This is a genomic window from Halomarina halobia, from assembly GCF_029338575.1.
GTDB classification, from domain to species: domain Archaea; phylum Halobacteriota; class Halobacteria; order Halobacteriales; family Haloarculaceae; genus Halomarina; species Halomarina halobia.
Genome location: NZ_CP119992.1, coordinates 1,621,966 through 1,632,643, shown reverse-complemented (window position 1 = coordinate 1,632,643; position 10,678 = coordinate 1,621,966). Strand labels below are relative to the sequence as shown.

Annotated in this window: 11 protein-coding genes; 6 read left to right on the top strand and 5 right to left on the bottom strand. The window is 67.6% G+C overall.

The features are described from left to right. Nucleotides 1-92: 92 nt before the first annotated feature. The 5 genes from P1K31_RS08640 (at nt 93) to P1K31_RS08620 (ending at nt 5,313) form a co-directional block, all read left to right on the top strand. Entirely contained in the window at nt 93-1,397 is a 1,305-nt protein-coding gene (locus P1K31_RS08640) for a digeranylgeranylglycerophospholipid reductase (protein ID WP_276302927.1), read from the top strand. 196 nt (nt 1,398-1,593) lie between these two features. Further along, on the top strand, nt 1,594-2,967 hold the full coding sequence (locus P1K31_RS08635; RefSeq protein WP_276302926.1) for a geranylgeranyl reductase family protein: 1,374 nt from the start codon (nt 1,594-1,596) through the stop codon (nt 2,965-2,967). Nucleotides 2,968-3,398: 431 nt separating this feature from the next. Beyond that, nucleotides 3,399-4,238 carry an aldo/keto reductase gene (locus P1K31_RS08630; protein ID WP_368410799.1) on the top strand — a complete coding sequence of 280 codons (840 nt, stop codon included), beginning with the start codon at nt 3,399-3,401 and terminating at the stop codon, nt 4,236-4,238. Between the two features lie 70 nt (nt 4,239-4,308). Next, nucleotides 4,309-5,064 (top strand): hypothetical protein, encoded by a 756-nt coding sequence (locus P1K31_RS08625; protein ID WP_276302925.1) that lies wholly within the window; start codon nt 4,309-4,311, stop codon nt 5,062-5,064. A gap of 57 nt (nt 5,065-5,121) precedes the next feature. Continuing rightward, nucleotides 5,122-5,313 (top strand): DUF7333 family protein, encoded by a 192-nt coding sequence (locus P1K31_RS08620; protein ID WP_276302924.1) that lies wholly within the window; start codon nt 5,122-5,124, stop codon nt 5,311-5,313. 275 nt (nt 5,314-5,588) lie between these two features. Here P1K31_RS08620 and P1K31_RS08615 read toward each other — a convergent pair whose 3' ends face one another. From P1K31_RS08615 to P1K31_RS08600, 4 genes are all read right to left on the bottom strand, one after another. Further along, nucleotides 5,589-6,542: a phosphoadenosine phosphosulfate reductase family protein gene (locus tag P1K31_RS08615; protein ID WP_276302923.1), complete on the bottom strand. Its 954-nt coding sequence runs from the start codon at nt 6,540-6,542 to the stop codon at nt 5,589-5,591. A 274-nt stretch (nt 6,543-6,816) separates the two neighbouring features. Continuing rightward, nucleotides 6,817-7,770 (bottom strand): phosphoadenosine phosphosulfate reductase family protein, encoded by a 954-nt coding sequence (locus P1K31_RS08610; protein ID WP_276302922.1) that lies wholly within the window; start codon nt 7,768-7,770, stop codon nt 6,817-6,819. A 125-nt stretch (nt 7,771-7,895) separates the two neighbouring features. Continuing rightward, the gene (locus P1K31_RS08605) at nt 7,896-8,504 is read right to left on the bottom strand and encodes a DUF7110 family protein (RefSeq protein ID WP_276302921.1); all 609 of its coding nucleotides are present in this window, start codon (nt 8,502-8,504) and stop codon (nt 7,896-7,898) included. A 115-nt stretch (nt 8,505-8,619) separates the two neighbouring features. Continuing rightward, nucleotides 8,620-8,964 (bottom strand): glutaredoxin family protein, encoded by a 345-nt coding sequence (locus P1K31_RS08600; RefSeq protein ID WP_276302920.1) that lies wholly within the window; start codon nt 8,962-8,964, stop codon nt 8,620-8,622. Between the two features lie 181 nt (nt 8,965-9,145). Between P1K31_RS08600 and P1K31_RS08595 the strand changes: the two genes are divergently transcribed. Beyond that, nucleotides 9,146-10,183, top strand: coding sequence for an NAD(P)/FAD-dependent oxidoreductase (locus P1K31_RS08595; protein ID WP_276302919.1), 1,038 nt, complete (start codon nt 9,146-9,148; stop codon nt 10,181-10,183). Between the two features lie 87 nt (nt 10,184-10,270). Here P1K31_RS08595 and P1K31_RS08590 read toward each other — a convergent pair whose 3' ends face one another. Then, entirely contained in the window at nt 10,271-10,606 is a 336-nt protein-coding gene (locus P1K31_RS08590) for a 2Fe-2S iron-sulfur cluster-binding protein (RefSeq protein ID WP_276302918.1), read from the bottom strand. Between the last annotated feature and the right edge of the window lie 72 nt (nt 10,607-10,678).

Below are 10,678 nucleotides of genomic sequence, written 5' to 3'. Positions count from 1 at the left end.
TCCCCGTCGACAGTCACTACGGTCGTACCGTCTCGTCGACGAGTCGTACCGGAACGAGGTACTGATAACGGTCGGTGGCGCAACTGAAACGCATGACGAAGGAGACGACGACATCTTCTAGCGCGAACGGAGACGAGAGAGACCGCTTCGACGTCGTCATCGCGGGGGCGGGGCCCGCCGGGGGGCAGTGCGCTCGCGACCTCGCCGCGCGCGGATACGACGTCGTCGTCCTCGAGACCGAGGCCGAAGACGAGTTCCCCCGACAGAGCAACAAATCGACCGCGGGGACGTTCCCGTCGATGATGACGGGCTTCGGCGTCCCCGACCGACTCGCGGAGACGTTCACCGACAGCGTCGTCGTCGAGTCGCCCAACAGCCACTACAAGCGAGCCCAACCCGGGGCGGTTCTCGACTTCGCCGCGTTCAAACGGTGGCTCGTGGAGGACGCGCGCGACCGCGGCGCGGAGCTCCGCTTCGAGTCCCGCGTCTCCGCACCTATCGTCGAAGACGGACGGGTCGTCGGCGCGAAGTACGCCGGGTCCGAGGAGGTGTACGGCGATATCGTCGTCGATGCGACCGGTCCGAGCGCGCCGCTCGCGAAGGCCCTCGGCGTGAGCGACCTCCACCGCGAGAACCAGGCCATCGGCATCGACTACAAGGTCGAGGGCGTCGACCTCGACCACGAGGACTACGCCGACCTCACCGGCGCGATGATGCTCCGTCTCGACCACGACATCGCGCCCGGCGGCTACTCGTGGATCTTCCACACGGGCGGCGACACCGCGAAGGTCGGCGTCTGTTACATCCAGAACGAGCGCCACGAGGAACTCGCCCGCGACGGGATGCGTATCGACGACTACCTCGACTACTGGATGGATTCCGACCCGCGCTTCGAGAGCGCCGAACCCGTCGAGGGCGCGCACGTCCTCCGCGGCTCGGCGCACATCCAGATGCCCGGTCGCCTGAGCACGGACGGCTTCATGGCGATCGGCGACACCGTCCCGACCATCGACCCGCTCTGGGGCGAGGGCATCCACCAGGGGATGGAGTCCGGACGCGCCGCGGCCATCACCGCCGACCACTGCCTGACGCTCGGCCCCCCCGACACCTCCGCCGACCGGACGTCGGTGTACGACGACCTCTGGCACGAGCGGGTCGCGCCGAACATGCACCGGCGACTGCTCATGACGGAGTTGCTGTACCTCGTTCCGAACGAACGCTACGACGGGTTGATCCGCGACCTGAACCGACTCGCCCCCGACACGCTGGCGAACGCCAGCGGCGGGAGTCTCCTCTCGATCGCTCGCCTGCTCGAACTCGGCGACCTCCGGTATCTCGTGAAGCTGGCCCGGAACCGACTCACGGACCCGCACCGCCGCTGGAGTCCGCTCTCCTGACGCCCGGCGAGCGCCCGCGGTCCGTCGAACCGCCCTCGACGCGTCTCCCCTCGACTCCTCGTCCCCGACGAGATCGTCTCGGATCGAAGCGTCACGACGAGCCGAAATCGTCGGAGCCACGGAACGAACGCGTGAGTGATTGTCTCTCGTGCGAGATATACGACTGTTTTTAAAATGTGCCCCGCAAAGTGCGGTTATGCCTGTGGAAACGTTCGACGTGGTCGTCGTCGGTGGGGGGACGGCGGGTGCGTTCGCCGCTGCAACGGTCGCCCGAGAGGGGCTCGACGCGGTCGTCCTCGAGCGTAAGAGCGCCGAGGACGCCGGTCACATCGCCTGCGGTGACGCGGTCAAGGGCAAGAGCACCTTCCCCGACGTCATCGACCTCGAATACCTTCGAGCGGAGTCGTTCTCGAACGAGGGGATCACGCGCGCGCGCTTCGAGAACCCCCACAACGGCGAGGCGATCGACGTCCCCTTCGGCCCGACGAACGGCGCGGTCGTCGATCGCAAGCGCTACGGCGAGGTCCTCCTGGAGGAGGCCGAGCGGGCGGGGGCGGAGATCCACTACGACACGGTCGTCCGCGACGTCGTCCAGAACGGGTCGGTCTCGGGCGTGAAGGGGACCCGGAAGGGCTCGGTGCTCACCTACGAGGGGGAGGTGGTGATCGACGCCGCCGGGTCGCTCTCCATCCTCCAGGACAAGGCCGACTTCTCCGACGCCACCTTCGACACGAACGTGAACTACTCGCAGTTCTGTTCGGCCTACCGGGAGATCGTCGAGGTGGCCGAGCCCGTCGAGTGGCACGACGCACTCGTCTTCAAACCGATCGAGGAGCTGGGGTACCTCTGGTACTTCCCGCGGACGCCCACCGAGATCAATGTCGGCCTCGGCTTCCAGATGAACAAGCCGCCGGTGAAGCTCGTCGAGGTGCTGAAGCGCGACCTCCAGACGCGCGCCGAGTTCGCGGGCGCGCGAGTTCTCGACAAGCTCGGCGCGGCGCTCCCGACCCGGCGGACCTACGACTCGGCGGTCGCGCCGGGGTTCGTGGCGGTCGGGGACGCCGCCGCCCACGTCAATCCCACCACCGGCGGCGGGATCCCAGGCGCGGCGAAGGCGGGCCACTGGGCCGCGCTGCAGGCCGTCGAGGCGATCTCCGAGGGGACGACGGACGACGAGAGCGCCCTCTGGGAGTACAACCGGCGGGTCCAGACCGACTTCGGCAAGCGCTTCGCCGCGATGGACCTGTTCAACATCTGGGGCGGGGCCGTCGACATGGACGAGATCATGGAGATCATCACGAAGCTGCCGGGCCAGCAGCTCGCGGACGTGCTCGGCACCAGCGGCACCACGTCGATGCCCCTCTCGCTGAAGCTGAAGACCGCCGTCAAGTCGTTCGGCCACTGGCGCACCCTCTATCAGATCAAGCAGGTCAACGACACCGCGACCGAACTCAAGCGCATCTACGACGAGTTCCCCACCTCCCCCGACGGCTTCCCCCGCTGGCGGGCCAAGCGGGACGCGCTCATGGACGACTTCTATGACCTCGTCGGCGCAGAGCCGAAGTACTAGAACCACCCAGCTTTTGCCAGGGAGTCGCGGCCGACCGCGAAACGGGTCGGCCGCGACTCCCTGGCAAAAGCTGGATTAAATGCCTGTGTCACCTCCTCGGGCGCTCGCTGCGCTCGCGCCCTCGAAGGTTCCTTGGCCCGCTCGCTCCCGCTGGTCGCTCGCGGGTGCCGCGCTGGTGCCGGCGGTGATGGTCGGATCGGTCGGGCCAGTCGGCCAGCCGTCCCGTACCTTTATACCCGAGAGCGGGACCAGATCCCCCGTGCGCTGACCCTCGCCGCGGGGAGGGAAGCGGTCGTGCGACGCGACTCCCCGCGGGCGCGAACCGCGTCGCCTGTTCGCCACTACTACCTCTCGGATCCGCCGGCCGTGTGTGCGATCCCGTGTCATCCACCTTCGTAACCCCTTTTGACTCGTCGGCCCTGGTTCGACACATGGTCCACCAGCGCGAGCTTACGCCGTCCGACGTGCCGGCCGCGAGCGGGATGCCGATGCTCGGCCTCGGCACCTGGCAGAACGACGACCCGGAGCAGTGCGCGGAGAGCGTCGCGACGGCCCTGGAGACGGGCTACCGCCACGTCGACACGGCGCAGGCCTACGGCAACGAGGAGTGGGTCGGCAGTGGCATCGCCCGCGCCGACGTCGCGCGGGACGACGTCTTTCTCGCGACGAAGGTGTGGATCGACAACCTCGCGTCCGAGGACGTGCTGGAGACGACGCGCGCGAGCGTAGATCGACTCGGCGTCGACTCCCTCGACCTCCTGTACGTCCACTGGCCCGCCCGCGAGTACGACCCGGCCGACACGCTCGGTGCGCTGACCGAACTCCAGGACGAGGGCCTCATCGAGCGCATCGGAGTGAGTAACTTCGAACCCGAGCACCTCGAAACAGCGCAGGACGCCTGCGAGGCCCCCATCTTCGCGAACCAGGTCGAGGTCCACCCGCTGCTTCAGCAGGAGGAACTGCGCGAGTACTGCGCCGACGAGGGGATCGAAATCGTCGCGTACTCGCCGCTCGCGCGGGGGAAGGTCTTCGACGAGACGACGCTCTCGGACATCGCGGAGAAGCACGACGCGAGCGAGGCGCAGGTCAGCCTCGCGTGGCTCCGCGAGAAGGGCATCACCGCCGTCCCGAAGGCGACGAGCGAGGACCACCTCCGCGACAACTGGGGGTCGCTCGCGCTCGACCTCGACGACGAGGACGTCCGCCGTATCGACGACATCGACCGCGAGGACCGGCAGGTCCACCCCTCGTTCGCGCCGTCGAGCTGGTGACGCGTCGTTCGTCTCTTCGTGATTAACAAGTAGGCGAAACGTTCACGTATCCGTAGGATAACGACCGTGCATGGTCGTCGAGCGCCAGCGGTACGGCATCGTGACCGGCATTCGGGCGGACGTGACGCGCCTCCACGGGCTCTGGATGTCGCTCGTCTTCCCGCAACTCCGGCGGACGCACTCGGTGATGGGTCGGTGGCGGCCGCGAGGGACCGCCCAGCGCGCGCTGTTCCGCGCCTGGGGTGCGCTCGGGGCGCTGGCGCTGCTCGCCGGGTATCCCCTCCTCCTCTTGGGGTTTGGAACGCGCTTCTGGAGCCGCCGGCTCGACGGCACCGTCGCTCGCCTCGGCGTCGTCGGCGCTGTCGTCCTCTCCGCGGTCGTCTGGGGTCTCCTGACGCTGGTCGCGCGCCTCCAGTTCTCCACCGAGGGGTTCATCGCCGTGGGCGCGGCGAGCGTCGTCGCCGTCGTCAGCGTCGCCCTCGCCGTCGTCTTCGCCCGCTACGGTGGCCGCGGGACGACGGTCCTGCTCGCCTACCCTGCGGCGATGAACGCGTTGTTCCTCCCGCCGGTCGTGGCCGCGCTCTACTCGCCGACGCTCGCGGGCGTGATCTTCCCCGAGAGCGCGACGCTCGCTCGCTGGCTGCTCGACAACGTACTCGTCGTCGGCGACCTCAGCACCACCCTCCGCGACGCGTTCGAACTGGAAGGAGCCGCCTACGTCGCGATGTGGTTCGCCCTCGCGGTGCCCGTCGGGTGGCTCCTCGGGAGCGTCGTCGCGCTCGCGGACGCGGTGCGGCCGACCCCCCACCGGTCGAGTCCCGCGTAGGCGGAAACGCTTATCAACCCGAACAACGCTTAATTCGGCCCCCGTCCAAGGATCGGTATGAAGTTCGACGCAAAGACGACGGTCGGTATCTTCGTCGTCATCGTCGCCGTCGGGGTGCTCGGCCTGCTGGCGATGGGCGTGATGGAGACGGGAACCGTCCTGATGATGGTCCTCCCCGCGCTCGTGGTCTTCGGGTTGCTGTTCCTATTCCTCGGCGTCAAGCACGGCGAGTACCGCGCGGTCCGCTGACCGACGCGTCGCTCAGGGGGTGGTCACACTCGACCGCCCCCTGAGCTAGTTCGAGTTCTTTCGGCCGTCGCGTTCGGAGGAGCGACGGCTCCCCGCTCGACGCGGTAGCGCACCGTGTCGTACCGCGAGCGACCGCAGTGAGCGAGCGGGCCGAGGAGCGACCAGAGGGAGCGACGAGGCTTTTGCTCCAGCTTTTGCCAGGGAGCCACGGCCGACCGCGGAGCGTGTCGGCCGCACACGACCGCAGCAAAAGGTGGGCGGTGAAACGTGGGGGGTTACATGTAGCCGAGGTCGCGCAGGCGCTCCATCAGATTCTCCTTGTCCTGGGCGCGCCCCTGCCGTTCGGTGGTACTCTCGAGGTCCTGCAGCCAGGCGGGTTCCTCCGCGGACTTCGCCGAACCCTTCTCCGTGCCGAGCGAGCGGAAGCCCTCGAAGTACTTGGGCGAGACGGGGATATCCCTGGCTGTAATGCCCTCGGGCATGTCGTCGTAGTCCTGCGGGACGTGTCCCTCGGGCCATCCGGCCACGGTGTCGGGGACGACGTACTGCCACGTGGCGTCCCACAGCGCCCGCTCGTCGAACTGGAGGATGGAGTGGACGCGGTCGTGGGGCGGGTACTTCCGCGAGTCGTGGCGGGGGCTGAAGAAGGTCTCGTCGGCGCGGGCCTCCTGCTCGTCCCAGCGGACGCCCGAGAAGATGCCGTCGAAGCCGTGCTCCTGAATGACGTGGTTGAGCGCGACAGTCTTGAGGAGGTGGTTGCCGCCGAGGCTGTCGGCCTCGAAGCGGAAGGTGTCGCCCTCGTGGTCCGCGCGGCGGAGCTCGCGCCGGTTCTCCTCGGTCAGTGACGCGACGGGGACGTCGTCGCCGGGCGCGTGCTCGGCGAAGGCGGGGTCCTCGTTGCGCGCGTAGACCACTTCGAGGTCCCACTTATCGGCCCAGCGCTCGACGAAGTCGGTGACCTCCTCGAAGTGTTGATAGTGGTCGATGAACACCACCGGCGGGAGGTCGTGGCCGTACTCCTCGGCGACCTCCTTCACGAAGTAGAGCACGAGCGTGGAGTCCTTCCCGCCGGTCCACATCACCGCGGGCCTGCGGTACTGCTCCAGCGCGATCCTCGTCACGTCGACGGCCTTCGCCAGCTTGTCGGCCAGCGTCGGGTAGTCCGCGGCGGTCTGCTCCCGCCCGTCCTCGTAGTCGACCGTCAGGTACTCGGGAAAGTTCTCGCTCATCTCAGCAGTGAATCGACGCCGGAGATAATTTACCTTCCGCGGTAGCGAATGTATCGCACTCGGCGTGCGTAGCGAGGAGCACTACGGCCGTGCACCGACCGCGGCCAGCGCACCGTGTCGTCCCGCGAGCGAACGCAGTGAGCGAGCGGACGCGCCGAACCCTCGAAGGAGCGGAGCGACTGAGAGGGTGAGACGCGGTTTTGATCCAGCTTTTGCCAGGGAGCGAGCGCAGCGAGCGACCGCAGCAAAAGCTGGGCGGTGAAAGGTAGGTGTCTTACATGTAGCCGAGGTCGCGCAGGCGCGCCATCAGGTCCTCCTTGTCCTGGGCGCGGCCGGCGCGCTCGGTGGTGCCCTCGAGGTCCTGCAGCCACGCGGGTTCCTCGGCGCTCTTGTCGGTGCTGACCTCGCTGCCGAGCGAGCGGAACCCGGCGAAGTACTTGGGCGAGACGGGGATGTCCTCGTGGGTGAGGTCGTTCGGGAGGTCGTCGTAGTCCTGCGGGACGTGACCGGCCGGGTAGTCCTCGACCGTCTCCGGGACGACGAAGTTCCAGAAGGCGTCCCAGACGTCGCGCTCCTCGAACTGGAGGATCGGCTGAACCCGGTCGTGGGGCGGGTAGATGTCCGGGTCGTGGCGGGGGCTGAAGAAGGTCTCGTCGGCGCGCGCCTCCTGCTCGTCCCAGCGGATGCCGGAGATGATGCCGTCGATGTCGTACTCCTCGAGCGCGTTGTTGAGCGCGACGGTCTTGAGGAGGTGGTTACCGACGTAGGTGTCGAGCAGGAAGGGGAAGGTGTCCTCCTCGTACTCGAGGATGTTCCGCACGTGGTGCCGGTTCTGCTCGTTCAGGTCCTCGACGCGGATCTCGTCGCCCGGCTCGTCGGCGAGCGATCCGACGTCCTCGTTGCGCGCGTAGACCACTTCGAGGTCCCACTCGTCGGCCCAGTGCTCGACGAAGTCGATGAGCTCGTCGAAGTGCTGGAAGTGGTCGATGAAGATGGTCGGCGGGAGGTCGAGATCGTACTGCTCCGCGACCTCCTTCACGAAGTAGAGGGTGAGCGTCGAGTCCTTGCCGCCGGTCCACATGACCGCCGGGTTCTGGTACTCCTGGAGCCCCGTCTTCGTGACCTCGATGGCCTTCTCGAGCTTGTCCTCGAGCGCCGGGTAGTCCTCGGGGGATTCCCCCTCGCCGTCCGTGTAGTCCACGTCGAGGTACTGCGGGAAGTCTGCCATACGTAGTAATTAGATATTATTACCAGCCACTTACCGCTTGTGGCCTCGGAGGCGTTCGCGGGTTTCGGCCGCGGGGGGTAGCCGTCGCTCCGCGCGTCGCGCGACAGGAGGATTCGCTTCGCCGTTTAGCTGATGAACTTGTTGTCCCGCCAGTTGATGCCGTTACCGTTCGGCGCGTCTCGCGGGTCTTCGACGACCTTCAGCGTCGCCGCGCGCTCCTCGCCGTTGACGATGCGTGTCGCCTGGAGTTCCCCGTCGCGCGACGTGATGGCGGTGAGCGTTCCCTTCTCGCACTCGAGCGCGAGGTCGCAGAGGACCTCGAACATCGGATACTGAAGGGCGGTGTTCTGTAGTACTGTCTCTCGGTCTCCCTTGAAGCAGGCGTACTCGACGAGTTCGGACGGTCGTTCGACCTGCTCCTCCTGCTGGCCGAACGCGGCCCACTGCGGGGTGCCGGAGGGGCCGCCGCCGGCACCGAAGGGTCCGGCCTCGTCTTCTTCGTCCTCGTCAAGGTAGACGCGGTTCTCCGTGACGCTCGCCTTCAACTGCGCTGTCGGCGTGTACTTGCTGATGTTGTCCTCGGCGGCGACGGCACTCACGATGAGGGTGTTGTTCCGACGGGTGATTTCGACGTCTGCTATTTCGACGGGGAGGTCAGCGTCCTCGAAGTACTCAAATACGTCTTCGAGGGGCAGTTCGAGCGTCGAGTGAAGAGTGTATACGTGGCTGGTCATGGTGTAGCGTGCGCTAACTGGGGCTGCTGGTCCCCGCGACCGGAACTGGTCACCCTATTCTAGGAACTTGTTGCTTATATTTTCTGCCCTTTTTGTCACTCTCCACCGTGGGTGGCTATTCCCCCTGGAGGGTCTCCGCGAGTTGCCCGCGTTCGTCTAGTTCTGCGAGAATGTCGCTCCCACCGACGAATTCGCCGTCGACGTACGTCTGGGGGATGGTCTCCCAGCCGCTGTGTTCCTTCAGCGCGGCGCGGTAGGCGTCGAGCGCCTCCAGCACGTCCACGGTCTCCACGTCGTCGCGGTGCTGTCCGATGAGTCCGAGCGCCCGCCGGGAGTAGCCACACTGGGGCATGAGCGGCGTCCCCTTCATGAACAGGACGACATCGTTCTCCTCGATTGCGCCCTTGACGCGCTCGCGGACCTCCGCCTCGCTCAGGTCGGACTGCGGTTCGAACGTCATACCCGCAATAGGCGGCGCGTCGGGGAAACCTGTTTCGTCGGTCCGCGACCCGCGACGACTCCCGGCGTCGATCGTGTCACCCCCGGTCGTCGCCTCCGTCTCTCGGCGACCGTCAGCGCCCGGGTGCGCGCGCCGCACACGCGACCGGAGCGTTATGTGACCGCCGTCCCAACGACGCGACATGGCAGACACTCCCGAGTACCAGGTCGCGGTCGTCGGCGGCGGCCCGGCCGGACTCACCGCCGCGCTGTACGCCACCCGACTGGGCCACGACACAGTGGTTATAAACCGCGGCGGCGGCCGCGCCGCGATGATGCTCGACACGCACAACGTCATCGGCGTCCCCGAGTCCGTCTCGGGCAACGAGTTCCTCCGGACCGCGACCGAACAGATCGAGGGCTACGGCACGGACGTCTACCGGGACTTCGTCACCGACGTCGAGCGCACCGACGACGGCCGGTTCTGCGTGATCGCGAACGACCTGGTAGTGCTCGCGGAGCGCGTCGTCCTCGCTACCGGCTTCTCGGACGTGCGCCCCGATCCGCCGCTGCCCCGCACGGGCCGCGGCCTGCACTACTGCCTGCACTGCGACGCCTACATGTTCGTCGACGAGCCGGTGTTCGTGATGGGACACGGCGACAGCGCCGCCTTCGTCGCCATGATCATGCTCAACTTCACGCCCGAGGTAGACCTGCTGACCCGCGGGCGCGAACCGGAGTGGGGGGAGGAGACCGACGAGCGCCTGCGCGCCCACCCGATCGACGTGATCGAGGAGGAGATCGTCGGCATGGAGAAGGGCGACGACGGCTGGCTGGAGGCGTTCGAGTTCGGGGACGGCACCCGCCGGGAGTACCGTGGCGGCTTCCCGATGTACGGCTCGGAGTACAACAACGACCTCGCGGCGTCACTCGGCTGCGAGCTGAACGACGACGGCACCGTGGTCGTGGACGACCACGGGCGCACCAGCGTCGACGGCGTCCTCGCCGTCGGCGATCTCACGCCCGGCCACAACCAGATCCCCGTCGCCATGGGCGAGGGGGCGAAGGCGGGCATCGCGCTCCACTACGACCTGCGGGAGTTCCCGCGTTCGCCCGAGGAGATCGAGGAGCGCGGTCCCGTCACCCCCGAGGAAGTGCCCGCCGTCTCCGACCGCCTGCGCGAGCGCGCCCGAGAGCACGGCGCGGACGCGCCGGAGGGCGCGGCGGCGGACGACGACTGAGGCGACCGCCGGCACCGCTCGCCGGTTCGTTCCCAGAAGCACTAGGTAACCGGGATCGACGCGACCGACGCGGGGTCACCGCTCCGCTCAGTCGTCGGCCGCCGCCGTCTCCGTCTCGCTCTCGGCGTCCCCCTCGATGCTCGGCGGGTACTTTCCACGGTCGAGCTTCAGATCGGAGGCGGGCCGAGCCATGCACGTCAGCGCGTACCGTTCCGCCTCCTCCTCGGTCAGCCCGCGGGCGACGGCGACCGGCTGCTCGACCTCCCCCTCCACGATCTCGGCCGAGCAGGCCAGACACATCCCGACCCGGCAGGAGTACTCCTGGGCGATCCCCTCCTCGATGCAGCGGCTGAGAATGGTCTGCTTGTCCGAGACGGAGACGGTCTCGCCGGTCCCGACGAACTCGACGGTGTACTCGGTCATACCCCGCGATTGGACGATGCCGGACAAAACTCTTGTTGGTGGATTCCGTCGCCCCCGGGGAAACGGATAATT

Coding starts and splice junctions, on each gene's coding strand:
- P1K31_RS08640 (WP_276302927.1), top strand. CDS start 93: ATGACGAAGGAGACGACGACATCTTCTAGCGCGAACGGAGACGAGAGA.
- P1K31_RS08635 (WP_276302926.1), top strand. CDS start 1,594: ATGCCTGTGGAAACGTTCGACGTGGTCGTCGTCGGTGGGGGGACGGCG.
- P1K31_RS08630 (WP_368410799.1), top strand. CDS start 3,399: ATGGTCCACCAGCGCGAGCTTACGCCGTCCGACGTGCCGGCCGCGAGC.
- P1K31_RS08625 (WP_276302925.1), top strand. CDS start 4,309: ATGGTCGTCGAGCGCCAGCGGTACGGCATCGTGACCGGCATTCGGGCG.
- P1K31_RS08620 (WP_276302924.1), top strand. CDS start 5,122: ATGAAGTTCGACGCAAAGACGACGGTCGGTATCTTCGTCGTCATCGTC.
- P1K31_RS08615 (WP_276302923.1), bottom strand. CDS start 6,542: ATGAGCGAGAACTTTCCCGAGTACCTGACGGTCGACTACGAGGACGGG.
- P1K31_RS08610 (WP_276302922.1), bottom strand. CDS start 7,770: ATGGCAGACTTCCCGCAGTACCTCGACGTGGACTACACGGACGGCGAG.
- P1K31_RS08605 (WP_276302921.1), bottom strand. CDS start 8,504: ATGACCAGCCACGTATACACTCTTCACTCGACGCTCGAACTGCCCCTC.
- P1K31_RS08600 (WP_276302920.1), bottom strand. CDS start 8,964: ATGACGTTCGAACCGCAGTCCGACCTGAGCGAGGCGGAGGTCCGCGAG.
- P1K31_RS08595 (WP_276302919.1), top strand. CDS start 9,146: ATGGCAGACACTCCCGAGTACCAGGTCGCGGTCGTCGGCGGCGGCCCG.
- P1K31_RS08590 (WP_276302918.1), bottom strand. CDS start 10,606: ATGACCGAGTACACCGTCGAGTTCGTCGGGACCGGCGAGACCGTCTCC.